This is a genomic window from Streptomyces verrucosisporus (assembly GCF_017114865.1).
GTDB lineage: Bacteria > Actinomycetota > Actinomycetes > Streptomycetales > Streptomycetaceae > Streptomyces > Streptomyces fenghuangensis.
In genome coordinates, this window is record NZ_JADEYH010000017.1 from 23,487 (window position 1) to 47,263 (window position 23,777).

Annotated in this window: 22 protein-coding genes; 11 read left to right on the forward strand and 11 right to left on the reverse strand. The window is 72.4% G+C overall.

What is annotated here, in order from left to right; translation table 11 throughout:
* Positions 1-37: 37 nt before the first annotated feature.
* The 4 genes from IQ279_RS18460 to IQ279_RS18475 all read right to left on the reverse strand — a co-directional run bounded on the left by IQ279_RS18460 (position 38) and on the right by IQ279_RS18475 (position 3,710).
* Positions 38-1,366, reverse strand: a complete 1,329-nt coding sequence (locus tag IQ279_RS18460) for a M20/M25/M40 family metallo-hydrolase (protein ID WP_206349711.1) — start codon at positions 1,364-1,366, stop codon at positions 38-40.
* Entirely contained in the window at positions 1,359-2,195 is an 837-nt protein-coding gene (locus tag IQ279_RS18465; protein ID WP_206349713.1) for a M55 family metallopeptidase, read from the reverse strand. Before IQ279_RS18465 ends, IQ279_RS18460 begins: the two co-directional genes overlap by 8 nt.
* Positions 2,196-2,258: 63 nt before the next feature.
* Positions 2,259-3,065: a class I SAM-dependent methyltransferase gene (locus IQ279_RS18470; RefSeq protein ID WP_307792420.1), complete on the reverse strand. Its 807-nt coding sequence runs from the start codon at positions 3,063-3,065 to the stop codon at positions 2,259-2,261.
* Positions 3,066-3,239: 174 nt separating this feature from the next.
* Positions 3,240-3,710 carry an SRPBCC family protein gene (locus tag IQ279_RS18475; RefSeq protein WP_206349715.1) on the reverse strand — a complete coding sequence of 157 codons (471 nt, stop codon included), beginning with the start codon at positions 3,708-3,710 and terminating at the stop codon, positions 3,240-3,242.
* A 187-nt stretch (positions 3,711-3,897) separates the two neighbouring features.
* On the opposite strand from IQ279_RS18475, the gene IQ279_RS18480 reads away from it, so the two are divergent.
* A complete protein-coding gene (locus IQ279_RS18480; protein WP_206349717.1) occupies positions 3,898-4,926 on the forward strand; it encodes an Rv2578c family radical SAM protein in 1,029 nt (342 codons plus the stop codon).
* Here the strand turns inward: IQ279_RS18480 and IQ279_RS18485 are convergent.
* Positions 4,913-5,497 (reverse strand): GNAT family N-acetyltransferase, encoded by a 585-nt coding sequence (locus IQ279_RS18485; protein WP_206349718.1) that lies wholly within the window; start codon positions 5,495-5,497, stop codon positions 4,913-4,915. The genes IQ279_RS18480 and IQ279_RS18485 overlap by 14 nt on opposite strands.
* Positions 5,498-5,757: 260 nt before the next feature.
* Between IQ279_RS18485 and IQ279_RS18490 the strand changes: the two genes are divergently transcribed.
* Positions 5,758-5,997 (forward strand): hypothetical protein, encoded by a 240-nt coding sequence (locus IQ279_RS18490; protein WP_206349720.1) that lies wholly within the window; start codon positions 5,758-5,760, stop codon positions 5,995-5,997.
* Between the two features lie 388 nt (positions 5,998-6,385).
* On the opposite strand, the gene IQ279_RS18495 is transcribed toward IQ279_RS18490, so the two are convergent.
* Positions 6,386-6,955 (reverse strand): HEAT repeat domain-containing protein, encoded by a 570-nt coding sequence (locus IQ279_RS18495; RefSeq protein ID WP_206349875.1) that lies wholly within the window; start codon positions 6,953-6,955, stop codon positions 6,386-6,388.
* A 339-nt stretch (positions 6,956-7,294) separates the two neighbouring features.
* On the opposite strand from IQ279_RS18495, the gene IQ279_RS18500 reads away from it, so the two are divergent.
* From IQ279_RS18500 to pssA, 9 genes are all read left to right on the forward strand, one after another.
* On the forward strand, positions 7,295-9,079 hold the full coding sequence (locus IQ279_RS18500; protein ID WP_206349722.1) for a 3-hydroxyacyl-CoA dehydrogenase family protein: 1,785 nt from the start codon (positions 7,295-7,297) through the stop codon (positions 9,077-9,079).
* Between the two features lie 107 nt (positions 9,080-9,186).
* Positions 9,187-9,987: a TetR family transcriptional regulator gene (locus IQ279_RS18505; protein ID WP_206349724.1), complete on the forward strand. Its 801-nt coding sequence runs from the start codon at positions 9,187-9,189 to the stop codon at positions 9,985-9,987.
* Between the two features lie 387 nt (positions 9,988-10,374).
* Complete coding sequence (ccrA, locus tag IQ279_RS18510; RefSeq protein WP_206349729.1) at positions 10,375-11,712, forward strand: crotonyl-CoA carboxylase/reductase; 1,338 nt, start codon at positions 10,375-10,377, stop codon at positions 11,710-11,712.
* Positions 11,713-11,723: 11 nt separating this feature from the next.
* Positions 11,724-13,736, forward strand: a complete 2,013-nt coding sequence (locus tag IQ279_RS18515; RefSeq protein WP_206349731.1) for an ethylmalonyl-CoA mutase — start codon at positions 11,724-11,726, stop codon at positions 13,734-13,736.
* Entirely contained in the window at positions 13,733-14,698 is a 966-nt protein-coding gene (locus IQ279_RS18520) for an HpcH/HpaI aldolase/citrate lyase family protein (protein ID WP_206349733.1), read from the forward strand. Before IQ279_RS18515 ends, IQ279_RS18520 begins: the two co-directional genes overlap by 4 nt.
* Positions 14,699-14,836: 138 nt before the next feature.
* Positions 14,837-15,370, forward strand: a complete 534-nt coding sequence (locus tag IQ279_RS18525) for a MaoC family dehydratase (protein ID WP_206349734.1) — start codon at positions 14,837-14,839, stop codon at positions 15,368-15,370.
* A gap of 1 nt (position 15,371) precedes the next feature.
* The gene (locus tag IQ279_RS18530) at positions 15,372-16,577 is read left to right on the forward strand and encodes an acyl-CoA dehydrogenase family protein (RefSeq protein ID WP_206349736.1); all 1,206 of its coding nucleotides are present in this window, start codon (positions 15,372-15,374) and stop codon (positions 16,575-16,577) included.
* Between the two features lie 180 nt (positions 16,578-16,757).
* On the forward strand, positions 16,758-17,405 hold the full coding sequence (locus IQ279_RS18535; RefSeq protein ID WP_206349738.1) for a phosphatidylserine decarboxylase: 648 nt from the start codon (positions 16,758-16,760) through the stop codon (positions 17,403-17,405).
* Positions 17,392-18,249 carry a CDP-diacylglycerol--serine O-phosphatidyltransferase gene (gene pssA / locus IQ279_RS18540; RefSeq protein WP_241028349.1) on the forward strand — a complete coding sequence of 286 codons (858 nt, stop codon included), beginning with the start codon at positions 17,392-17,394 and terminating at the stop codon, positions 18,247-18,249. The genes IQ279_RS18535 and pssA overlap by 14 nt, the downstream gene beginning before the upstream one ends.
* Positions 18,250-18,568: 319 nt before the next feature.
* On the opposite strand, the gene IQ279_RS18545 is transcribed toward pssA, so the two are convergent.
* The 5 genes from IQ279_RS18545 to IQ279_RS18565 form a co-directional block, all read right to left on the reverse strand.
* Positions 18,569-19,852, reverse strand: a complete 1,284-nt coding sequence (locus tag IQ279_RS18545) for an ABC transporter substrate-binding protein (protein WP_206349740.1) — start codon at positions 19,850-19,852, stop codon at positions 18,569-18,571.
* The gene (locus IQ279_RS18550) at positions 19,849-21,015 is read right to left on the reverse strand and encodes a branched-chain amino acid ABC transporter permease (protein WP_206349742.1); all 1,167 of its coding nucleotides are present in this window, start codon (positions 21,013-21,015) and stop codon (positions 19,849-19,851) included. Before IQ279_RS18550 ends, IQ279_RS18545 begins: the two co-directional genes overlap by 4 nt.
* Entirely contained in the window at positions 21,008-21,898 is an 891-nt protein-coding gene (locus IQ279_RS18555; protein WP_206349744.1) for a branched-chain amino acid ABC transporter permease, read from the reverse strand. Before IQ279_RS18555 ends, IQ279_RS18550 begins: the two co-directional genes overlap by 8 nt.
* Positions 21,895-22,659, reverse strand: a complete 765-nt coding sequence (locus IQ279_RS18560) for an ABC transporter ATP-binding protein (protein WP_241028363.1) — start codon at positions 22,657-22,659, stop codon at positions 21,895-21,897. The genes IQ279_RS18555 and IQ279_RS18560 overlap by 4 nt, the downstream gene beginning before the upstream one ends.
* 62 nt (positions 22,660-22,721) lie before the next feature.
* A complete protein-coding gene (locus IQ279_RS18565; RefSeq protein ID WP_241028350.1) occupies positions 22,722-23,570 on the reverse strand; it encodes an ABC transporter ATP-binding protein in 849 nt (282 codons plus the stop codon).
* Positions 23,571-23,777: the final 207 nt, after the last annotated feature.

Sequence of the window (23,777 nt, forward strand, 5' to 3'; positions counted from 1 at the left end):
CCGGGGCGGCTCGGGGCCGCCCCGGCCGTACCGGGGCTCAGAGGGCGAACAGGGCGCGGTCCATGACCTGGACGCCGAAGTGGAGGGCGTCCACGGGGACGCGCTCGTCGACGCCGTGGAACATCGCCTGGTAGTTCAGCCCCTCGGGCAGCCTCAGCGGGGTGAAGCCGTAGCCCGTGATGCCCAGTTCCGCGAACTGCTTGGCGTCGGTGCCACCGGTCATGCAGAACGGGATGACGTGGGCGTCGGGGTCGAAGTGCTCCAGGGACTCGCGCAGCACGGCGAAGGTGCGCGAGTCGACCGGCGCCTGGAGGGCCGGGCCGCGGTGGTAGAACTGCCAGTCCACGTCCGGGCCGGTGAGCTCGTCCATGGTGGCGGTGAACTCCTCCTCGGTGCCGGGGAGCATCCGCCCGTCCACATGCGCCTCGGCGGTGCCGGGGATGACGTTGATCTTGTAACCGGCCTTGAGTCCGGTGGGGTTGGTGCTGTTGCGCACGGTGGCCTCGACCAGCTTGGCGGACGGGCCCAGCTTGGCCAGCAGGGCGTCCACGTCGAAGTCGGGGGCGTCGAAGTCCGGGGCGTCCAGCCCGTGGATGCGGGACAGCTCGGTGAGGGCGGCGCGCACCGTCTTCGACAGCCGCACCGGCCAGTCGTGCTCGCCGATGCGGTGCACCGCGGCGGCCAGCCGGCTCACCGCGTTGGCGCGGTTGACCTTGGAGCCGTGCCCGGCCCGGCCGTTGGCGGTCAGCTCCATCCAGGCCGTGCCGCGCTCGCCCGCCGCGATCGGGTAGAGCTGCAGGCCGCCGCCGGCGTGGAAGGTGTAGGCGCCGGACTCGCTTATGCCCTCGGTGCAGCCCTCGAACAGCTCCGGGTGCTCGCGGGCGAGGAAGTCGGCGCCGTACTGGCCGGTGTCCTCCTCGTCGGCGGTGAAGGCGAGGACGATGTCGCGGCGGGGGCGCACCCCGGCCCTGGCCCAGGCGCGGGCGACGGCGAGGACCATCGCGTCGGCGTTCTTCATGTCGACCGCGCCCCGGCCCCAGACCACGCCGTCGCGGATCTCGCCGGAGAAGGGGTGGACGGTCCAGTCGGCGGGCTCGGCGGGCACCACGTCCAGGTGGCCGTGGACGAGCAGCGCGTCGGCGGAGGAGTCGGTGCCCTCGATGCGGGCGACGACGTTGGTGCGGCCGCGGACCTTCTCCAGCACCACCGGCTCGATCCCGGCGTCGGACAGCTTCCCGGCGACGTACTCGGCGGCCTTGCGCTCGGTGCCGTCGCCGTTGCCGAGGTTGACGGAGTCGATGCGGATCAGCTCGGAGGTGAAGGCGACCGCCTCGTCGAGTGCCCGGTTGTCGATGCGCTCAGCCATACTGCTCCTCCACTGCGGCAGAGACGACGGTGGTGACCGCCTTGAAGGTGCGGATCCCCTCGTACATGGACGGCGATGTGTACGCCACCCGGCGCTCACCCGTCTGCTCCACGCCGGGCACGACGGTGGCCGCGCCGGCCAGGTGCTCGGCGTCGAACTCGATCTCGACGGTGTGCGGCCGGGGGCCGGTGGGCTCGTGGCGCACCGCCAGCGCGGCCGCCTCCTTCGCCGCCGCGCGGATGTCGGCGGCGGTGCGGGCGGGGGTGCGGCAGACGGCGGCGTAGCGGGAGACGTAGTCCTTGACGGCGACGCCGCGCGCGGCGGGGGCGTAGCCGCGGGCGTCGTCGCAGGTGCGGTCGTCGCCGGTGACCAGGACGACGGGGACGCCGTACTCGGCCACCACCGCGGCGTTCAGGCGGCCCTCGCTGGCCCGCTCGCCGTCCAGCCACACGCCGGTGAGGGAGTTGGCGAGGTAGGTGTGGGCCAGGACGCCCTCGGCTCCGGCGCCGGTGTGGTAGCCGACGAAGGCGATGCCGTCGACGTCGCCGTGCTGGACGCCCTCGACCATGCTGAGCGACTTGTGGCGGCCGGTGAGCATCTGGGCGCGGTCGTCCAGCTTCTCCAGCAGCAGGTTGCGCATCGTCCAGTGCGCCTCGTTGACCAGCACCTCGTCCGCGCCGCCGTCGAGGAGGCCGGCGATCGCCGCGTTCACGTCGGAGGTGAACATCGGGCGGCAGCGTTCCCACTGCGGGGTCCCGGGCAGGACGTCGGCGGGCCAGGTCACCCCCGTGGCGCCCTCCATGTCGGCGCTGATCAGGATCTTCGTCATGGAAGGCCACGTTACGCCCAGCCCGGGCGGCGTCAAAGACCAGGGGGGAGTGCCGGGCCGGTGTCACCGGTCCACGCCTTCGGCGCCAGTCCGGCGTCGGTCGCCCCGGCCCACCACCAGCCAGTTCGACGGCAGGTCCAGGCGTGAGCCGTCCGGTTCGAAGCCGGTCGTGGACAGCGGCAGCGAGCCCCCGGCGAGCACCCGTAGTCCGGCCGCGGTGAACGGCGCGGCCTGTTCCGTGAGTTCGGCCGGTTCGGCCGGTTCGGCCGGTTCGGCGGATGCGGCCGGTTCCCGCCCGGGGGTCCGCGGGGCGCCCTGCGTGTGCGGCAGATCGAGGAGGCCGGGGGTGTCGAGGGAGCCGGGCAGCTCGGTGGGGTGGGTGGCGCCCGCCCCCTGGGCCAGGGCCGCTTCGGCCTCGGGCGCGGCCTCCACCACGAAGGCGCGGCCGCGCTCCCCCACCAGCGCCGCGACGGACTCGGCGACACGGGCGCGGCCGGCGGGTCCGCTGCGCCGCAGGACGCCGCGCAGGTAGACGTTGGCGTCGCCGAGTTCACCGTGCAGCCGCCGCATCGCGGCGGGGTCGGCGGCGTCGAGCTGCCGGAAGTCGGGCGCGGAGCGCCCGCCGGCCCCCTCCCCCACCGCCGTCCGGGCTCGCTCCAGGACGGCGGCCGAGCGGTCGATTCCGACGCACGGGTGGAAGCGCCCGGCCAGGAAGACCGTCTGGGCCCCGTTGCCGCAGTCGGCGTCGACCAGCGGGAGGTCCGGGGCGAAGTGCTTCTCGAAGATCGGCATGTGCACGGCGGCCGTGATCGCGGGGTCGGTGCTCCGGATGCCCTGCGAGGAGCCGCCGTCTTCGAGTGTGGCATTCACGGGGTCTCTCCCTCGTCGCGTCCGCGGGCCGCGGGTACGGCCGCCGGGAGAACCCGGCTACCCCGTCCGGCGCGGTTCGTGCATCCGGGTGCCGTGCCGTCCGGCCGGAGGCGCCGCGGGGCGGAACGCGCCAGGCCGGAGCGGGGCGAGGCGGGGTGGAGGCGAGGCGGGCGGTCAGGCGCCCGCGCGGCCCTCGGCCTCGGTCTCGGTCTCGGCGGCGAGGTTGGCGAGCAGCTCGTCGTAGATGCGGGCGAGCCCCTTGGGGGCGAAGGCGCGCTCGAAGAAGCCGCCGACGCCGCCCGCGCCCTTCCAGGCGGTGGTGACGGTGACCCGCGAGGCGCCCTCGGCCGAGCCCGGGGTGACGGTCCAGGTGGTGACCATCGAGGAGTTGCGGTCGCGCTCGACCAGCTGCCCCTCCATGGGCTCGTCCACCTCCATCAGGCAGTCGCGGACCCGCTTGGAGGTGGCCTGGAGCTTCCAGCGGACGAGCGTGCCCTTGCCGTCGCCGCCCTCGCGCACCTCGTACTCGCCGAACTGCCCGGGCAGCAGCCTGCCCCGGGTGCCGCTGTAGTCGGCGAGCGCGTCGAACACGTCCTCCGGGCGGGCCGCGATCTCGCGCTGCGTGGTGGATTCGACCTGCGCCATGGCTGCTCCCCTGGGAGTCCTGGTGATTCCGGTGGTCCGGGTGGTCCAGCGGCTCCGCCGTGACGGCCGGCCGTCACGGCGGAGCCGCTGGCGCCAGCCAACCACCCGTGACGCGCCCGCCCAAATCGGGGTTACCACCGATGGGAACAGATGTTCTATTCTTGTGCGGACCGAACGAGGAGGTCGCATGCGCTGGGACAATCTGCACCGGGACACACCGGACGCGAGCGGCACCGCCGCCCTCTTCGGCTCCGACGTGGTCACACGCACCATCGACACCCCGGAGTTCAGGGGCGTCACCTTCCACGAGGTGCGGGCCCGCTCGATCATCAACCGGGTGCCGGGCGCCTCCCGGATGCCGTTCGAGTGGACCGTCAACCCCTACCGGGGCTGCTCACACGCGTGCGTGTACTGCTTCGCCCGCCGCAGCCACGGCTATCTGGACCTGGACACCGGCACCGGTTTCGACACCCAGATCGTGGTGAAGACCAACGCCGACCGGCTGCTGCGCCGGGAGCTGGCCTCCCCGCGCTGGCCGGGCCACCACATAGCCATGGGCACCAACGTCGACTGCTACCAGCGCGCCGAGGGCCGCTACCGGCTGATGCCCGGCATCCTGACCGCCCTGCGCGACCACGCCAACCCGTTCTCCATCCTCACCAAGGGCACCCTGATCCTGCGCGACCTGGACCTGCTGCGCTCGGCCGGAGCGGTGGCCGAGGTGGGCGTCTCGGTGTCGGTGGCCTTCCTGGACGAGGAGCTGTGGCGCACCGTCGAGCCCGGCGCCCCCGCACCCGAACGGCGCCTGGAGGTGGTGCGCGCCCTCACCGACCACGGCATCGGCTGCGGGGTGTTGATGGCCCCGGTGATCCCGTTCCTCTCCGACAGCTCCGGCAAGCTCCGTGCGACGGTGCGGGCGATCGCGGCGGCGGGCGCGACCTCCGTCACGCCGCTGGCCCTGCACCTGCGGCCGGGTGCGCGCGAGTGGTTCACCGCCTGGCTGGCCCGGCACCACCCGGGCCTGGTGGGCCACTACGAGCGGCTGTACGCCGACGGCGCCTACGCCCCGAGGTGGTACCAGCGCCGGATCACCCGGCAGGTGCACGAACTGGCCGAGGAGTACGGCATCGGGCCGTCCGGGCCGGGGGCGCACCGGGGCGTCCCCGAGCCCCGGTGCGCCCCCGAGCCGGGCCCGACGCAGCTCACCCTGCTGTGAGACCCGCCCCGCCCGGTTCACGCGTGTAGCGCACCTCCGCCACGGGCGTCCCTCCGGCGTCGAAGAGCGACCTCGCCCCGTCCGGGGCGAAGCCCGCCGCCGCGTAGAAGCGGCGGGCCCGCTCGTTGCCCTCCACAACCCACAGCCGCAGCCGGGGCATCCTGCGCGCGTCCGCCCGCCGCACCACCTCGGCCAGCAGCGCGCGCCCGAGACCCGAGCCGATGAGCTCCGGCTCCACGTACAGGGCGTACAGCTCGCCGTCGCGGCAGTCCTCCTCCTCGCACCCACCACCGCCGCTGCCGCCGCCCTCCCCCCGGCACGGGCCGAGGGCGGCCCATCCGGTGATACGGCCGCCGCCGTCCACCGCGACCAGGTCGGTGACCGTCTCCCGCGTCTCGGCGAAGGTCTCCCGGCGCCGGGCGGCGTACGCGGTGGCGTCCATTGCCTCCAGGTACTCACGGGGCATCAGACGGCGGTACGCGTACCACCAGCCCCGCACCCGCAGTGCCGCCACCGCCTCCAGGTCCGCCTCGGCCGCCTCCCGTACGCGCACCGGCTCCCGTCCGTTCACCGTCGCCCCCTCACTTCCCGCTTCCGTTCCCCGTTCGGACGCCTCCACCGGGGCGCGAGGAAGTGGTGCAACCCTCCCCCTGCGTTAGAGTAAAGCTGCTCGCCGACATGGTCGGCCTGCTTCCACGCCACCTCCGGGGCCACCGCTCCGTCGTCGTCCGGAGCCTCGGGGGTGGCCGCCCCAACCGCACCGCAGACACCGCAAGGACCCGCGGTCCGCCGCCACCGTACGGCGGTCCCGCCGGGGGAAAGGCATCAGGGATGGCCGTCTTCAAGCTGCAACTCACGGATGGCCGGGAGAGGCTGGTCGAGGCCGGGCGCGCCGGACGTACCGCCGACGGCCAGATCGTCATCGAGGACACCGACTCCCTGGGCGTGTGGGACTGCCTGGAGGAGTACCCGGCCGACCGCGTGAGGGCGGTCTGGCGCCGCGGTCCCGCCGAGAGCGGCATCTACACCTGGATCCCGCAGCCCTCCGAGGGGAGTTGGTGGAGCTACTGACGGCTCCCGCGGCCCGGGCCGGCCGGTCAGGGCCGCCGCCTCCGCGCCGGACACCCCGGGCGCGCCGCGCACCCACCCCGCCCCCGTCGATCCACCCCGCCCGCCTCCACCTTGGAAGCATCGCTTCCAAGCCTCCTATGTCGCATTTCACAAGGCTTCACACGGGAACGGCCTGCGTTTCACACCCCGAGGGCCGTCCCATCCCTTACGTCGGGGAAGGGTTTCCCGCTCCCCGCCTCCCGCCCGGCCGGGGCCGGCGAAGGTCCCGGCCCTCCGGGCTCCGGGCCGGCGCCGACCAACCCGCGCCCCCTCCGACGTCCGGCCGGCAACCGACCGCCGCGTCCCGCCTCCGCGGGGACACCGGCACCGGTCCGGCGCCGGCCCCGGGTCAGAGCCTGCGCAGTGCCTCGTCGGCCGCCGCGCGCAGCTCCTCGCGCTCCCGGGCGGCCAGCAGCACCAGCCGGGCCCGCGCGTCGCCCAGCGCCCCGAGCCCGTCCACGCAGGCGCGGGCCACCTGCCAGTGGTGGACGGGGCCGGCCAGCAGCCGGTCCAGGACGCGGATCAGGGTCGGCGCGGACTGCGGTGCGCGCAGGGCGGCCAGCAGCCGGACGGGGTGTAACGCGTAGGAGGTGCGCAGCTCGTTGGTCGCCAGCGCCGCCGCGGCGCGGGCGGTACGCGGATCACCCAGGCGCAGCAGGGCACGGGCCGCCGCGGCGCAGCGGGCCGGCTCGCGGTGGTTGAGCAGGAACACCAGCGTCTCGAAGGCCCGGGGGTCCCCGGCCCGGCCCAGGGTGCAGGCGGCCAGCTCCCGGACCCACAGGGGCCGGGCGGGTGCGGTGAGTTCGGCGGCCAGCGCGTCACGGGCGGCGGCCGTGTCCCGCCGGGCCAGGGCGAGCAGCCGCCCGTACTCCTCCGAATCCGCCTCGGCCCGCAGCCGGTCCACCATTTCGCGGTCCATCGTGCCCGCCCTGCCCACCGGCACGTCACCTCCCTGTGGTATGTGCCACATTCCTGGAAGCGGTCTACCCTCTGGCATTCGGGTTACCCGCAGGTTAGCCTGCTCATCGGAGCGGTACCCCCGCTCAGTCGGACGGCCTGGTGACGCAGCCGTCCGGTGTGCAGTCGGTTCAGCACGCGTACACGCAGGTCGAGCACGGCCCCGGGACAGGGCCGCTCTCGCTCGTGCCACCCCTGCGCGACGCCGCGGGCCCGGCGCTCCCACGCGCCCCCGCCCGCCCTTCTCCCCTTCTCTCCCCCGCAGTCGTCACCGTCTCTTCCTCTTCTCTGGAGTCCCGTGATGGACCGTCCCACCCTCACCACTGTCGCCGTGGTCGGCCTCGGCACCATGGGCACCGGCATCGCCGAGGTCCTGGCCCGCGCCGGCCGCGAGGTCATCGGCATCGACACCGACGAGAACGCCGCCCGCCGGGCCGTCACCGCGCTGGAGTCCTCCACAGCCCGCGCCGTGGAGCGCGAGCGGATCACCGAGCAGGAGCGGCGCGACGCCCTCGCCCGCTTCCGCACCTTCTGCGACCTCCAGGCCGCGGCCGAGGCCGATCTGGTCATCGAGGTGGTGCCGGAGGACTACGGGCTCAAGCAGCGCGTCATCACCGAGCTGGACGGCATCGTCAAGCCGTCGGCCGTCATCGCCACCGGCACCAACGCCCTGTCGGTCACCCGGCTCGCGGCCGACTCCGCGCACCCCGAGCGCGTGCTGGGGATGCACTTCTTCAACCCCGCGCCCGCGATGAGGCTGGTTGAGATCGTCTCCTGCGTGCTCACCTCCCCCGAGGCGGTCGCCGCGGTCACCGATCTCGCCGCCGATCTGGGCAAGGAGCCGATCCCGGTCGGCGACCGGCCCGGCTTCGTCGCCGACGGGCTGCTGTTCGGCTACCTCAACCAGGCCGCGGCGATGTACGAGTCGAAGTACGCCACCCGCGAGGACATCGACGCCGCGATGCGCCTGGGCTGCGGTCTGCCGATGGGCCCGCTCGCCCTGCTGGACCTGATCGGCGTCGACACCGCCCGCACCGTGCTGGAGGCGATGTACGCCGAGTCCCGCGACCGGCTGCACGCCCCCGCCCCGATCCTGGGCCAGCTCAGCGCCGCCGGCCTGACGGGCCGCAAGGCCGGGCGCGGCTTCTACACCTACCGGGCGCCGGGTTCGGCGACGGTGGTGCCGGACGCGCTCACCCCGCGCGAGGGCGAGCTGCGGGGCACCCCGCGCCAGGTGCGCTCCGTCGGTGTGGCGGGCTCGGGGACGATGGCCAGTGGCATCGCCGAGGTGTTCGCCAAGGCCGGCTACGACGTGGTGCTGGTCGCGCGCAGCGACGAGAAGGCCGGGACGGCCAGGGCGCGGATCGCCTCCTCGCTGGAGCGGTCGGTGAGGAAGGGCCGGATGAGCGCCGGGGCCCGCGACGAGACGCTCGCCAGGATCACCCCGGCCGGCTCGCTGTCGGCGATGGCGGACGTGGACCTGGCGGTCGAGGCGGTGGCCGAGGACCTGGAGGTCAAGAAGGGCCTGTTCGCGACGCTGGACGAGGTGTGCAAGCCGGGCGCGGTGCTGGCCACCACCACCTCCTCGCTGCCGGTGGTCGCCTGCGCCCGCGCGACCTCGCGCCCGCAGGACGTGATCGGCATGCACTTCTTCAACCCCGCCCCCGCGATGAAGCTGGTGGAGGTGGTGAGCACCGTCCTGACCGGCGACGACGTCCACGCCACCGTGCGCGAGGTGTGCGGAAGGATCCGCAAGCACCCGGTGGACTGCGGCGACCGGGCGGGCTTCATCGTCAACGCGCTGCTGTTCCCGTACCTGAACAACGCGATCAAGATGGTGCAGGAGCACTACGCCGACATGGACGCCGTCGACGCGGCCATGAAGCTCGGCGGCGGCTACCCGATGGGCCCGTTCGAACTGCTGGACGTGGTGGGCCTGGACGTCTCCCTGGCGATCGAGAGGGTGCTGCACGAAGAGTTCCGCGAGCCGGGCCTGGCCCCGGCGCCGCTGCTGGAGCACCTGGTCGCGGCGGGCTGCCTGGGCCGCAAGAGCGGGCGCGGCTTCCGCGAGTACGCGAGGCGGTGAGCCCGGCGAACCCGGCGTTCCCGCCGCGGGCGGACTCCGGGTGGGGCGGGCTGCTGGACCCCGGCGGCCCGCCCGCCGGCGGCGGTGCGCCGTGTAACGTTCCCCACATGTCGCAGTCCGTTCGGTCCGCCCGCCCCAATGTGCCCAGCCAGCGTCTGAAGATGCGCCGTGAGCTGGCCGCGGCCGCGATGGAGCTCTTCGCCACCAAGGGGTACGAGGAGACCACGGTCGACGAGATCGCGGCCGCGGCGGGGGTGGCCCGGCGCACCTTCTTCCGGCACTTCCGCTCCAAGGAAGAGGCGATCTTCCCGGACCACGACGACACCCTGGAGCGCGCCGAGGCGGTGCTGGACGCGGCGCCCGCGCACGAGAACCCGCTGGACACCGTGTGCCGCGGCATCAAGGAGGTCATGCGGATGTACGCGGCCTCCCCGGCGGTGTCGGTGGAGCGCTACCGGCTCACCCGCGAGGTGCCCACGCTGCGGGAGCGGGAGATCGCGTCCGTGGCCCGCTATGAGCGGCTGTTCACCCGCTATCTGCTGGGCCACTTCGACGAGTCCGCCGCGGCCGGCCGGGACGGCGACGAGGACGGCCTCGACGAGCCGCTGCTGGCCGAGGTGGCGGCGTCGGCGGTGGTCACCGCGCACAACCACGTGCTGCGGCGCTGGCTGCGCGCGGGCGGCCGGGGCGATGTGGAGGCCCAGCTGGACCGGGCCTTCGCCACCGTGCGGCGGACCTTCGGCACCGGTTTCGTCGCCGGCCGGGCGGCGGCCGACCTCCCGGCCGGGGCCGGCGGGGCGAACGGGGCCGGCGGCCGGAAGGGCGAGGTGCTGGTGACGGTGGCGCGCACCGACGCCCCGCTGGACCAGGTGATGCGCGCGATCGAGGAAGCCCTGCGGCGGGGCTGAGCACCCCACGGCCCTCAGCGTGAGCGAGAACCGAAACAACCGGACATAATCAGACACAATCGGACACGGACATACGGCCGCCTCCTCCGGGAGGCGGTCGTTTCCGCCTGCGCCCCGCTCATGCGTGCACCCCCGGTGACAACTGAGGGAAATTCTTGGCACGCAGTGTCTTGTGTGCTGGCACGCAGTGCCATAACGTGAGCGGTGTCCGGGCACTGTCCCCGCGGTCACTGCCGTGCGCCCGGGCGCCTGCGTCACAGGCACCTTCAGCGCTACCGCGCCGAGCCGCAGCACCACCGCCGAACCGACGGCACCAGCAGCTCACCCAAGACCGAAGAAGACCCCAGCGACCCCTCAAGCGTCCCCGAACGCTCGCCGGAGGCCCCAGTGAAGGAAATCCTGGACGCGATCCTCGCGTCGGACAGCAAGCCCGCCGACTTCGCCAACCTGGCGCTGCCCGAGTCCTACCGCGCGGTCACCGTGCACAAGGACGAGGCCGACATGTTCGCCGGGATGCCCACCCGGGAGAAGGACCCGCGCAAGTCCCTGCACCTGGACGAGGTGCCCCTGCCGGAGCTGGGCCCCGGCGAAGCCCTGGTGGCGGTCATGGCCTCCTCGGTGAACTACAACTCGGTGTGGACCTCGATCTTCGAGCCGGTCTCCACCTTCGGCTTCCTGGAGCGCTACGGCCGCACCTCGGAGCTGGCCAGGCGCCACGACCTGCCGTACCACATCATCGGCTCCGACCTGGCGGGCGTGGTGCTGCGCACCGGCCCCGGCGTCAACGCCTGGCAGCCCGGCGACGAGGTCGTCGCCCACTGCCTGTCGGTGGAGCTGGAGAACGCCGACGGCCACAACGACACCATGCTCGACCCCGAGCAGCGCATCTGGGGCTTCGAGACCAACTTCGGCGGCCTGGCCGAGATCGCACTGGTGAAGTCCAACCAGCTCATGCCCAAGCCCGCCCACCTGTCCTGGGAAGAGGCCGCGGCCCCCGGCCTGGTGAACTCCACCGCCTACCGGCAGCTGGTCTCCCGCAACGGCGCCGCCATGAAGCAGGGCGACAACGTGCTGATCTGGGGCGCCTCCGGCGGCCTGGGCTCCTACGCCACCCAGATGGCCCTGGCCGGCGGCGCCAACCCCATCTGCGTGGTCTCCTCCCCGCAGAAGGCCGAGATCTGCCGCTCCATGGGTGCCGAGTCGATCATCGACCGCAACGCCGAGGGCTACCGGTTCTGGAAGGACGAGAACACCCAGGACCCGCGCGAGTGGAAGCGCTTCGGCAAGCGCATCCGCGAACTGACCGGCGGCGAGGACGTGGACATCGTCTTCGAGCACCCCGGCCGCGAGACCTTCGGCGCCTCCGTCTACGTCACCCGCAAGGGCGGCACCATCACCACCTGCGCCTCCACCTCCGGCTACATGCACAGCTACGACAACCGCTACCTGTGGATGTCGCTCAAGCGCATCATCGGCTCCCACTTCGCCAACTACCGCGAGGCGTGGGAGGCCAACCGCCTGATCGCCAAGGGGAAGATCCACCCCACGCTGTCCAGGACGTACTCCCTCGCGGAGACCGGCCAGGCCGCCCACGACGTGCACCGCAACGCCCACCAGGGCAAGGTCGGCGTGCTGTGCCTGGCCCCGCGCGAGGGCATGGGCGTGCGCGACACCGAGATGCGGGCCAAGCACACCGACGCCATCAACCGCTTCCGGAACGTGTAGAGGTCATCCCCATGGCTGAGCGCCAGAAAGACCGTCCGTGGCTGATGCGGACGTACGCCGGGCACTCCACGGCCGAGGCGTCCAACGAGCTGTACCGGCGCAACCTCGCCAAGGGGCAGACCGGCCTGTCGGTCGCCTTCGACCTGCCCACCCAGACCGGCTACGACCCCGACCACGTCCTCGCCCGCGGCGAGGTCGGCCGGGTCGGGGTCCCGGTCTGCCACCTCGGTGACATGCGCCGGCTGTTCCAGGACATCCCCCTGGAGCGGATGAACACCTCGATGACCATCAACGCCACGGCCATGTGGCTGCTGGCGCTGTACCAGGTGGTCGCCGAGGAGCAGGGCGCGGACATCTCGGGGCTGTCGGGGACGACGCAGAACGACATCGTCAAGGAGTACCTCTCGCGCGGGACGCACGTCTTCCCGCCGGGGCCCTCACTGCGTCTGACCACCGACACGATCGCCTACACCGTGGCGCACATGCCCAGGTGGAATCCGATCAACATCTGCAGCTACCACCTGCAGGAGGCCGGGGCCACCCCTGTTCAGGAGATCGCCTACGCCATGTCCACCGCCATCGCGGTGCTGGACGCGGTGCGCGACTCCGGGCAGGTCCCCGCCGAGCGGATGGGCGACGTCGTCGGGCGCATCTCCTTCTTCGTCAACGCGGGCGTCCGCTTCGTCGAGGAGATGTGCAAGATGCGGGCCTTCACCCGCATCTGGGACAAGATCACCCGCGAGCGGTACGGGATCGAGAACCCCAAGCACCGCCGCTTCCGCTACGGCGTCCAGGTCAACTCCCTGGGACTGACCGAGGCGCAGCCGGAGAACAACGTCCAGCGCATCGTGCTGGAGATGCTGGCGGTCACCCTCTCCAAGGACGCCCGCGCCCGCGCCGTGCAGCTGCCGGCCTGGAACGAGGCGCTCGGCCTGCCCCGGCCCTGGGACCAGCAGTGGTCGCTGCGCATCCAGCAGGTCCTCGCCCACGAGAGCGACCTGCTGGAGTACGAGGACCTGTTCGCCGGGTCGCACGTGGTCGAGGCCAGGACCGCCGAGCTGGCCGAGGGCGCGCTCGCCGAGATCGAGCGCATCCAGGAGATGGGCGGCACGATGGCCGCGGTGGAGTCCGGCTATCTGAAGTCGCAGCTGGTCGCCTCGCACGCCGAGCGCCGGGCCCGCATCGAGTCCGGCGAGGAGAGGATCGTCGGGGTCAACTGCTTCGAGTCCACCGAGCCCAACCCGCTCACCGCCGACCTGGACACGGCCATCATGACCGTGGACCCCGCGGTGGAGCGCGACGTCGTCACCGCCCTCCAGCGGTGGCGCGACGAGCGGGACGAGGACCGCGCCCACCGGGCGCTCGCCGAGCTGAAGCGGGCCGCGGCGGGTAAGGACAACCTGATGCCGGCCACCCTGGAGTGCGCCCGGGCCGGGGTGACCACCGGCGAGTGGGCCTGGGCCCTGCGCGACGTCTTCGGCGAGTACCGGGCCCCCACCGGCGTGAGCTCCGCGCCCGTGGCGGCCCCCGCCGAGGAGGGCTCGCGTCTGGCCGAGGTCCGCCGGAAGGTGGCGGCCACCGCCGCCGAGCTGGGCTCGGGCAAGCTGCGCCTGCTGGTGGGCAAGCCCGGTCTGGACGGGCACAGCAACGGGGCCGAGCAGATCGCCGTACGGGCCCGCGACGCGGGCTTCGAGGTGGTCTACCAGGGCATCCGGCTCACCCCCGAGCAGATCGTCTCGGCGGCCGTCGCCGAGGACGTGCACTGCGTGGGGCTGTCGATCCTCTCCGGCTCGCACGCCGAGCTGGTGCCCGACGTACTGGACCGGCTGCACCGGGCCGGCGTCGACGACGTCCCCGTCATCGTCGGCGGCATCATCCCGAACGCGGACGCCGAGGCACTGCGTGCCGCCGGGGTGGCGGCGGTCTTCACCCCGAAGGACTTCGGCATCACGGAGATCATCGGCCGTATCGTCGACGAGATCCGTACCGCGAACAAGCTCGATCCCCTGGAGGTCCCCGCATGACCACGCCCGTCAACCGGCTGCGCCCCCGCCGCTCCTGCCTCGCGGTCCCGGGCAGCAACCCGCGCTTCCTGGAGAAGGCCCAGGGCCTGGCCGCCGACCAGGTCTTCCTGGACCTGGAGGACGCCTGCGCCCCGCTGGCCAAGCCCGAGGCCCGGCACACCATCGTGAAGTTCCTCAACGAGGGCGACTGGACGGGCAAGACCCGGGTCGTGCGCGTCAACGACTGGACCACCCACTGGACGTACCGCGACGTGATCACGGTCGTCGAGGGCGCGGGCCCCAACCTGGACTGCATCATGCTGCCGAAGGTGCAGGACGCCGCCCAGGTCAGGGCGCTGGACATGCTGCTGACGCAGATCGAGACCACGATGGGCTTCGAGGTCGGCCGCATCGGCATCGAGGCGCAGATCGAGAACGCCAAGGGCCTGGTGAACGTCGACGAGATCGCCGCCGCCTCGCCCCGGCTGGAGACCATCATCTTCGGCCCGGCCGACTTCATGGCCTCCATCAACATGAAGTCCCTGGTCGTGGGCGAGCAGCCGCCCGGCTACCCGGCCGACGCCTACCACTACATCCTGATGCGGATCCTGATGGCCGCCCGCACCCACAACCTGCAGGCCATCGACGGCCCCTACCTGCAGATCAAGAACGTGGACGGCTTCCGGGCCGTCGCCGAGCGCGCCGCGGCCCTCGGCTTCGACGGCAAGTGGGTGCTGCACCCCGGCCAGGTCGAGGCGGCCAACGAGGTCTTCTCCCCCTCCCAGGAGGACTACGACCACGCGGAGCTGATCCTGGACGCCTACGAGTACTTCACCTCCGAGGCGGGCGGCAGGAAGGGTTCGGCGATGCTCGGCGACGAGATGATCGACGAGGCCAGCCGCAAGATGGCGCTGGTCATCGCGGGCAAGGGCCGGGCCGCCGGCATGGAGCGGACCTCGAAGTTCGAGCCGCCGGCCGCCTGAGCCCCACCGCCGCGGGCCGCTCCCGGCTCCCCGCCCCTCCTCCCCCGCCGCCTCCCCGGGGGCGCCGGAGAGGGACCGGGGAGGGGGGCGGCCCGGTCCGGTACCCCGTTCTTCCACCACACCACGGAGACTCACACCATGCAGTTCGGCCGCACCTACGAGGAGTTCGAGGTCGGGGACGTCTACCGGCACTGGCCCGGCAAGACGGTCACGGAGTACGACGACCACCTGTTCTGTCTGCTGACCATGAACCACCACCCGCTCCACATGGACACCAACTACGCCGAGAAGACGACGGACTTCGGCAGGAACGTGGTGGTCGGCAACTACATCTACTCGCTGCTGCTGGGCATGTCCGTGCCGGACGTCTCCGGCAAGGCGATCGCCAACCTGGAGATCGAGTCGCTGCGGCACGTGGCGCCGACCTTCCACGGCGACACCATCTACGGCGAGACCACCGTCCTGGACAAGACGCCGTCGCGCTCGAAGTCCGACCGCGGCATCGTCCACGTCGAGACCAGGGGCTACAAGCAGGACGGCACCCTGGTGTGCGTCTTCCGCCGCAAGGTGATGGTGCCCACCGCCGAGTACATCGAGGCGCGCGGAGGTGAGCAGCCCGGCCGCCCCGAGCTGCGCACGGACGGGCGGGACTCCGGAAAGGGAGGCAAGTGACATGGGGCGCCTGGCGCAGACCGAGGGCCTGACGGACATCCAGCGGGAGATCGTCTCCACCGTCCGCGACTTCGTCGACAAGGAGATCATCCCGGTCGCCACCGATCTGGAGCACCGGGACGAGTACCCGACGCAGATCGTGGAGGGCCTCAAGGAGCTGGGGATCTTCGGTCTGATGATCCCGGAGGGGTACGGCGGTCTCGGGGAGTCGCTGCTCACCTACGCCCTGTGCGTGGAGGAGATCGCCCGCGGCTGGATGAGCGTGTCCGGCATCATCAACACCCATTTCATCGTCGCGTACATGCTCAAGCAGCACGGCACCGACGAGCAGAAGGAGTACTTCCTGCCGAGGATGGCGGCCGGCGAGGTCCGCGGCGCCTTCTCGATGTCCGAGCCGGGCCTGGGCTCGGACGTGTCGGCCATCACCACCAAGGGTGTGCGCGACGGCGACGAGTACGTCCTGACCGGCCAGAAGATGTGGCTGACCAACGGCGGCACCTCCTCGCTGGTGGCGGTGCTGTGCCGCACCGACGAGGGCCACCCGGAGGGTACGGCCCCGCACAGGTCGATGACCACCTTCCTGGTCGAGAAGGAGCCGGGCTTCGGCGAGGTCAAGCCGGGTCTGACGATCCCCGGCAAGATCGACAAGATGGGCTACAAGGGCGTCGACACCACCGAGCTGATCCTGGACGGCCTGCGCGTCCCGGAGAACCGGGTCCTGGGAGGTGCGACCGGCCGCGGCTTCTACCAGATGATGGACGGCGTCGAGGTCGGCCGGGTCAACGTGGCCGCGCGCGGCTGCGGCGTGGCCCAGCGCGCCTTCGAACTGGGCGTCTCCTACGCCCAGCAGCGGCACACCTTCGGAAAGCCCATCGCCCAGCACCAGGCAATTCAGTTCAAGTTGGCCGAAATGGCAACCAAGGTGGAGGCCGCGCACGCCCTGATGGTCGGCGCCGCACGGAAGAAGGACTCCGGGCAGCGCAACGACCTGGAGGCGGGGATGGCCAAATACCTCGCCTCGGAGTACTGCAAGGAGGTCGTGGAGGACGCGTTCCGCATCCACGGCGGTTACGGTTTCTCCAAGGAGTACGAGATCGAACGGCTGTACCGTGAGGCCCCGATGCTCCTGATCGGCGAGGGCACCGCCGAGATCCAGAAGATGATCGTGGGACGCCGACTCCTGGAGGAGTACAAGATCCAGGGGTAGAATGCCTTATTCGGGGTGTTTTCCCTCCAGAGGGACGACACCCCGAACCGAGGCCTTCCGGGGAGCCCGCGGTCCCGACAGGTGCTCTGGCTTGCCCAGTTGCCACCGGTAACCGATAGCATCCCGGGAAAGCCGCCGTCCCCCGTGTTTACGCGGCACCCTCCGCTACGAAGGTCATCCATGCCCCACAGCTCATCCTCTGCACAACGCGGCCGCGTCCGTCTCGCGCGCGGAGCGTCGCCGTGGCTCCTCCCGACCGTCGCCACCGCCGCCCTCAGCCTGGCCCGCGCCAGGCGCTCGAGAGGCGCGGCCGTGGCGGCAGTGCCCGCCACCGCCCTGGCGGCGGGCATGCTGTGGTTCTTCCGCGACCCCGAGCGAGAGATCGCCCAGGGTCGTGTCATCTCCCCGGCCGACGGCGTGGTGCAGAGCATCATGCCGTGGAAGGACGGGCGCACCCGCGTCGCGATCTTCATGAGCCCGCTGAACGTCCACGTCAACCGCGCCCCGCTGGCGGGCACGGTGACGTCCGTCGAGCACGTGCCCGGCGGCTTCGTTCCGGCGTTCAACAAGGAGAGCGAGAACAACGAGCGGGTCGTCTGGCACTTCGACACCGAGCTGGGCGACATCGAGATGGTCCAGATCGCCGGCGCCGTGGCCCGGCGGATCGTCCCGTACACCGAGCAGGGCGCCAAGGTCGAGCAGGGCGAGCGGATCGGCCTGATCCGCTTCGGCTCCCGCGTCGACCTCTACCTCCCGGAGGGCGTCGAGGTCGACGTCGAGGTCGGCCAGCCCACGACCGCGGGGGTGACTCGCCTTGACCGTGATTGACCCCAAGACCCAGTGGGTCCCCGAGGCCGGCCCGGAGGACGACGGCGACGAGATGGGCGACATGCCGCTGTCCATGCGGCTGTCGATAGCCGACGCGCTCACCCTGGGCAACGCCACCTGCGGCTTCCTGGCGGTGTACTTCACCACCACCGGCGTCCTGATCCCCCATCTGACGGGGAACGGCGACGGCGGCATGGCCCGGCACAGCGCCGCGACCGCCGTGATGCTGATGCTGCTGGCCTCGGTCTTCGACCTCTTCGACGGGCTCGTGGCCCGCAAGCTGCGCAGCTCGGCGATGGGCGCGGAGCTGGACAACCTCTCGGACCTGATCAGCTTCGGGCTGGCGCCCGCGTACTTCGTGCTGGTCTGGGGGATGGTGGCCAACGACGCGCACCAGGGGGTCTCGGCGCTCGCCGGGATCGTGGTGGTGCTGGCGGCGGTGCTGCGGCTCGCCAGGTTCTCCTGCGTCACCCTGCCCAACGGGGTGTTCCAGGGCATGCCCAGCCCCTTCGGGGCGCTGACGGTCGTCTCGATCGTGCTGCTGGAGCTGCCGTTCGTCCCGACGCTGCTGGCCATCGTCGGAGTGGCCTGGCTGATGGTGAGCCGGGTGGAGTACCCCAAGCCGCGCGGGCTGCTGGCCGTGGCGATGCTCGGCTGGATCGTGCTGAGCATGGGCCTGCTGACGGCCTGGGCCTTCGACGCCCCGGGCGGTGAGCTGCTGCTGCAGACCGGCTGCGCGCTGCAGCTGGTGCTGGGCGCGGTGATCCCGCTGTTCGCCACCGCGCGCCGGGTCAACACCTTCCGCGACAACCGCCGTGAGGCACGGGCCGCGGCTCAGCCCTAGCCGCCGGCGGCGGCCGGTTCGCACCCCGGGCGCCGGACGGATTCCATGGAATCCGTCCGGCGCCCGGGGTTTTCCCGCCTTCTCCTCCTGCTCCGCGCCTTCCCGGCCCTCGCCGGAATACACAGGCGGATCTGCCGGAATACACCGGCGGGCCGTGCCGGGGTCCGGCACGGCCGCCGGAAGGAGTGCGGAGCCGCGGGAGCGCTCCGGGCAGGGCGCGGGCACGGTGCCGGCGGGCGAGCGGGAGGCGTTCCGCGGCGCGGGGCCCCCGTCACGGCGGGCACGGACGCCCGGTCGGCGCGCGGTCACTCCCCGAAGGTCACTCCCCGAAGGAGAACGCCTGCGCGTTCTTCGACGCCTCCGCCTCGCGGAGCACCTTCAGCCCGCCCTTGGTCTTCCCGTCCGGCTTGAGGATGAAGGTCTCCCGCGTCGAGGGCAGCTCCGGGTCGGTGAAGTCGTGCCGGATGCCGAAGCCCCCGTCGTGGTCCTCCATGGACGTCAGCGCCCCGGCCACACCCTCCCGGGTGAGGTCCTTGTCGTCGCACGCCTGCTTCAGCGCCGCGCCGAAGACGGAGGCGGCGCTCCAGCCCGCGGCCACCCCGTTGTCGAGGATGTCGTCGGGGTATGCCTTGGCGTACTCCCGGGCCAGCCTGGCCGGCTCCGGCTCCTCCGATCCGATGGGCAGGGTCGAGGCGGCCACGTAGTAGTCCTTCTGCAGGACCGGGCCGGCCTGGGTCTTCAGCAGCTGCGGCGCGAAGGCCGAGTTGTTGCCGATGATCGGCACGTTCAGGCCGCCGGCCGCCGACACGCCGACCAGGGAGGCCGCCTGGCGCGGCCCGGCGCTGATCACGATGGCCTTCACACCGGCCTTCTTGAACGCCGCCACCTGGGCGGACATGTCCTCGTCGGTCGGCTTGATCTTCTGCTCCACCAGGGTCAGCCCGGCCTTCCCGGCCGCGTACTCCGCCCCCTTGAGGGCGTTCTCGCCGTAGTCGCCCTCGAAGTAGACGTGGCCGAGCTTGTCGCCCTCGGCGATCCTCCCCTCCTCCAGCAGGAACTCGATCGCGTTGACCGTCTCCACGTCGTATGTGGCGCCGATGACCCGGATGTACTCGCTGCCCAGCAGGTCGGCTGACCAGGCCTGCGGCAGCACCAGCACCTTGTGCTGGCCGTCGATGCGCTCCTTGACCGCGCTGACGAACGGCGAGCCGAGGAACTGCACGAAGCCCACCACCTTGGGCTGCAGCTCGGTGTAGGCCGGGATGGCCTTGCCCGCGTCGTAGCCGTGGTCGCGGACGGTCAGCTCCAGTTTCCGCCCGCAGATCCCGCCGTCGGCGTTGATCTTGTCGATGTAGAGCTGCTGGGCCTGGGTGACGCTCTTGCCCAGGGAGGCGTAGACACCGGTCATGTCGGTGAGGGCGCCGATGCGGATGGTGTCGTCCGTCACGCCCTTGTCGGTCCGCACGCCGTCGGCGCCGGTGCCGCCGGAGTCGCCGCCGCCCGCCTTGGAGCTGCATCCGGTCGCGATGAGGGCGAGGGCGGTGGCGGCGACCACCGCGGCGGTGCGCGCCGTGCGCTTCTTCTGCGTCTTCACAGTCTTCATGCCTCGTCTTTCTGGGTGTGACCGCGGCGGGCGGCGAGCCGCACCAGGCCGCCCGGCAGGAACAGCACGATCGCCACGATCGCGGCGCCGTACAGGTAGCGGGACATCTCGCCCGGTGCGACCCCGCCCGTACCGGGGGCGGAGACCAGGGGCAGTGCCTCGCTGTAGCGGGTGAGGATCTGGGGCAGCAGGGTGACGAACACGGCCCCCGTGACGGCTCCGGAGACCGAGCCCAGACCGCCGATGACGATCATGGCCAGGTACTCCAGGGCCAGGACGATGCCGAAGTACTCGGGCACGGTCTGCTGGAACACCAGCGCCAGCAGCACCCCGGCCAGGCCCGCGTACATCGAGGACAGGACGAACACCCCGGCCCGCTGGCGGGCCACCGGCACGCCCATCACCCCGGCCGCGATCCGGTGGTCGCGGATGGCGTTCAGCGCCCGGCCGGGGCGGTCGCGCAGCACGCCGTGCGCGAAGAAGGCGCACACCGTCAGCAGGGCCAGCCCGGCGTACCAGAGTTTCTCCATCGACTGGAACGGCACGGCGGCGACCACGGTCTCGGTGTCGTCGAAGGTGATGCCGAACAGCGACAGCGGCGGGACCGGGCGGCCGTTGTAACCGCCGGTCAGGTCGTGTGCGTTGAGCAGTACGTGCTGGCCGATGAAGACCAGTGCCAGGGTGGCGATGCCCAGGTAGGCGCCCCGCAGCCGTCCGGCGATCGGGCTGAACAGACCACCCGCCGCACCGGCCATGGCCACCGCGCCGGTCACCGCCAGCCAGCCGGGCAGGCCCAGGCCGGTCAGCTCACCGTCGCGGTCGCCGGCCAGTACGCAGTAGCCGTACGCGCCGACGGCCAGGAAGAAGGAGTGGCCCAGGGAGAGCTGGCCGGTGGCGCCGGTCAGCAGGTTCAGCCCGATCGCGCCGATGGCGGCGGCCATGGCCAGCAGCCCCGCCTGGAGCCAGAAGCGGTCGAGGTAGAAGGGCAGGGCGAGCAGCAGCAGGCCCGCCGCGGCCACCGCGGCCACCGTGCGAGCGGCGGCGCGGCGCGGCGGCCGGACGCGGACGCGTGCGCGGCGGCCGCGCCCGGTGGCGGAGCCGGCTCCGGACTCCCCGGCCGTCCCGGCGGGCCCGGTGGTCGCTGCGGTGGTGGACTCAGACACGGGACAGCTCCCTCGTTCCGAACAGGCCCGCCGGGCGCACCAGCAGGACCAGGAGCATCACCAGATAGGGGGCGAGGTCGCCGATGCCCCGGCCCAGGAAGGCCAGGTCGCTCTGGTAGCCGGCGGCCATGGACTGGGTGACGCCGATGACCAGTCCGCCGACCAGGGCCCCGGTCGTGGAGTCCAGTCCGCCCAGGATCGCGGCGGGGAAGGCCTTGAGCGCCACCAGGGAGGTGCCGCGCTCCAGGCCGGGGGTGGGGAAGACGGTCAGGAACAGGGCGGCGACCGTGGCCAGCGCTCCCGCCACCGCCCAGGCCGAGGAGGAGACCCGGCCCAGCCGGATGCCCATCAGCGCCGCGGTCTCGGGGTGTTCGGCCACCGCCCGCATCGCCACCCCCCATGAGGTGAAGCGGAAGGCCAGCAGGAAGGCGCCGATGATGAGGGCGGCGGTGACGAACGCGGCCACCCGGGTCTGCGGGATGCTGACCGATCCGAAGGTGAGTACCCGGTCGCCCCACGGGTCGCCCATGGGCATGACGCGGGCGCCGATCTGCCGGGTCAGCTCGGTGACCAGCACGATGTCGACGCCGATGGTGACGATGGCCAGCACGCTGTGGTCGTGTCCGCGGTAGCGGCGGATCACCAGGAACTCCACCAGCGCGCCCACCGCCGCCGCCCCCGCGACACCCACCAGCAGGGCCGCCCAGAACCCGATGTCGTCCCGGAGCACGGCGGTCAGATAGCCGCCGGCCAGCAGCAGTGAGGCGTGGGCGAAGTTCACCACCTCGGTCGCCTTGAAGATGATCACGAAGCCGAGTGCGATCAGTGCGTAGACCGAGCCGATGGACAGCCCGCTCAGCAGCAGTTCGACGAAGGTCGTCATGCGCTCGCCGCCTCCTGTCCCAGATAGGCGCGGACGACCGCGGGGTCGCGCTGGACCTCGTCGGGTGTGCCGTCGGCGATCCTGCGGCCGAAGTCGAGTACGGTCACCGCGTCAGCGAGCCGCATCACCATTCCCATGTCGTGCTCCACCAGGACGATCGAGATGCCGAGACCCTCGCGCACGCCCGCGATCAGGGAGGCGGTGCGGCGGCGTTCGTCGGCGGTCATACCGGCCACGGGCTCGTCCAGGAGCAGCAGCCGGGGTTCCATGCACAGCGCGCGGCCGAGCTCGACGAGTTTCTGCAGCCCGTACGGCAGTGAGCCGGCGGGCTGGCCCAGATAGGGCTCCAGACCGGTGAACTCGGCTATCTCCCGCACCCGTTCGCGGTGCCGGGCCGCCTCGCGCGCGGCCCGCGGCAGGCGGAGCCCGGCGGCCAGGTAGCCGGTGCGGGTCAGCCGGTGGCGGCCGAGCATCAGCGTGTCGGCGACCGTGGTGTACGGGGAGAGCGCGATGTTCTGGAAGGTGCGGGCCACGCCGAGGGAGGCGATCGCGTGCGGCGCCAGCCCGGTCAGTTCCTCGTCGCCGAAGCGGACGCTGCCCGCGGCGGCGCGGTAGACGCCGGACAGGACGTTGAAAGTGGTGGACTTGCCCGCGCCGTTGGGGCCGATGACGGCGTGGACGCTGCCCGGCTCGACCGTGAAGGAGACGGCGTCCAGCGCGGTGAGCCCGGCGAAGCGGACGGTGAGGTCCTCCACCCGCAGCGCGGGTACGTCATCCCCGGCGGGTGCCGGTGCCCGGGCCGGTTCGGGGGTGCCGGAGGTCTTCACGCCGACCACCTGCGCAGGGTCGCGGCCGGGCGCGGGGCTCCGGCGGACACGCTCCCGGGCACGTCCCCGGTGTCGGCGCCCTCCGGGACTCCGGGGTGCCCGGCGTCGTCGGTGACGCCCAGATAGCGGCGGCGCACCTCGTCGGAGGCGGCCAGTTCGTCCGCGTCCCCCGACAGCACCACCTCCCCCACCTCCAGGACGACCGCCGAGGAGGCCAGTCGCAGCGCGATCGCCGCGTTCTGCTCGACCAGCAGCACCGAGGTGCCCTGGGCATTGATCTCCCGCACGGTCTCGGCGATCCGGTCGGCCATCAGGGGGGCCAGGCCGAGGGAGGGTTCGTCCAGGAGCAGCAGCCTGGGGCGGGCCATCAGGGCGCGGCCCATGGCGAGCATCTGCTGCTCGCCGCCGGAGAGCAGCCCGGCCCGCTGGTGCGCCCGCTCGGCCAGCACCGGGAACAGCTCGTGGACCCGTGCCTGCGCCCCGGCGGCCGCGCGGCGGCCTCCGGCCGCGCCCAGCGCGCCGGCGCGGAGGTTGTCGGCCACGGTCATCCGGGCGAACACCTGCCGTCCCTCGGGCACCTGCACCACTCCGGCGGCCACCACCTGAGCGGGGGTCAGCCCGTCCAGCCGCCGTCCGTCGAAGGAGACCGTGCCGGAGGAGATCGTCCCGCCGTGGAAGCGCAGGGTGCGCGAGACGGCGCGCAGCAGGGTGGTCTTGCCGGCGCCGTTGCCGCCGAGGACGGCGACCACCGCGCCCTCGGGTACATCAACGGAGACCGAGTTCAGCGCCCGTACCGGGCCGTAGCCCACGGACACCTCCCGGACCTCCAGCGAAGCGGCCGTCATCGGCCCTCCTCTTCTTCCGTCCTGTCCCCCGGTGGGCTCCACCGGGATCACGGCGCTCACCCCAGCACCGGCCGGAAGGGCCGTCCACGGCCGGTGGGCGAATCGCTGCCGGTGACCAGAGGTGCCCGGACCCGGCTGTGCACGGGCACAGCGGAGCTGCGCCCTCCGCTCCCGGGCGGGTGGCGGGGCGTCGCGGAAGATGGCGCG

Bases quoted from the DNA above. Each gene is read 5' to 3' on its own strand.
- IQ279_RS18545 (WP_206349740.1), bottom strand. From the start codon at position 19,852: ATGAAGACTGTGAAGACGCAGAAGAAGCGCACGGCGCGCACCGCCGCG.
- IQ279_RS18500 (WP_206349722.1), top strand. From the start codon at position 7,295: ATGGACCGTCCCACCCTCACCACTGTCGCCGTGGTCGGCCTCGGCACC.
- IQ279_RS18525 (WP_206349734.1), top strand. From the start codon at position 14,837: ATGCAGTTCGGCCGCACCTACGAGGAGTTCGAGGTCGGGGACGTCTAC.
- IQ279_RS18460 (WP_206349711.1), bottom strand. From the start codon at position 1,366: ATGGCTGAGCGCATCGACAACCGGGCACTCGACGAGGCGGTCGCCTTC.
- IQ279_RS18520 (WP_206349733.1), top strand. From the start codon at position 13,733: ATGACCACGCCCGTCAACCGGCTGCGCCCCCGCCGCTCCTGCCTCGCG.
- IQ279_RS18555 (WP_206349744.1), bottom strand. From the start codon at position 21,898: ATGACGACCTTCGTCGAACTGCTGCTGAGCGGGCTGTCCATCGGCTCG.
- IQ279_RS18490 (WP_206349720.1), top strand. From the start codon at position 5,758: ATGGCCGTCTTCAAGCTGCAACTCACGGATGGCCGGGAGAGGCTGGTC.
- IQ279_RS18505 (WP_206349724.1), top strand. From the start codon at position 9,187: ATGTCGCAGTCCGTTCGGTCCGCCCGCCCCAATGTGCCCAGCCAGCGT.
- IQ279_RS18480 (WP_206349717.1), top strand. From the start codon at position 3,898: ATGCGCTGGGACAATCTGCACCGGGACACACCGGACGCGAGCGGCACC.
- IQ279_RS18475 (WP_206349715.1), bottom strand. From the start codon at position 3,710: ATGGCGCAGGTCGAATCCACCACGCAGCGCGAGATCGCGGCCCGCCCG.
- IQ279_RS18465 (WP_206349713.1), bottom strand. From the start codon at position 2,195: ATGACGAAGATCCTGATCAGCGCCGACATGGAGGGCGCCACGGGGGTG.
- IQ279_RS18530 (WP_206349736.1), top strand. From the start codon at position 15,372: ATGGGGCGCCTGGCGCAGACCGAGGGCCTGACGGACATCCAGCGGGAG.
- IQ279_RS18535 (WP_206349738.1), top strand. From the start codon at position 16,758: ATGCCCCACAGCTCATCCTCTGCACAACGCGGCCGCGTCCGTCTCGCG.
- IQ279_RS18495 (WP_206349875.1), bottom strand. From the start codon at position 6,955: ATGGACCGCGAAATGGTGGACCGGCTGCGGGCCGAGGCGGATTCGGAG.
- IQ279_RS18565 (WP_241028350.1), bottom strand. From the start codon at position 23,570: ATGACGGCCGCTTCGCTGGAGGTCCGGGAGGTGTCCGTGGGCTACGGC.
- IQ279_RS18515 (WP_206349731.1), top strand. From the start codon at position 11,724: ATGGCTGAGCGCCAGAAAGACCGTCCGTGGCTGATGCGGACGTACGCC.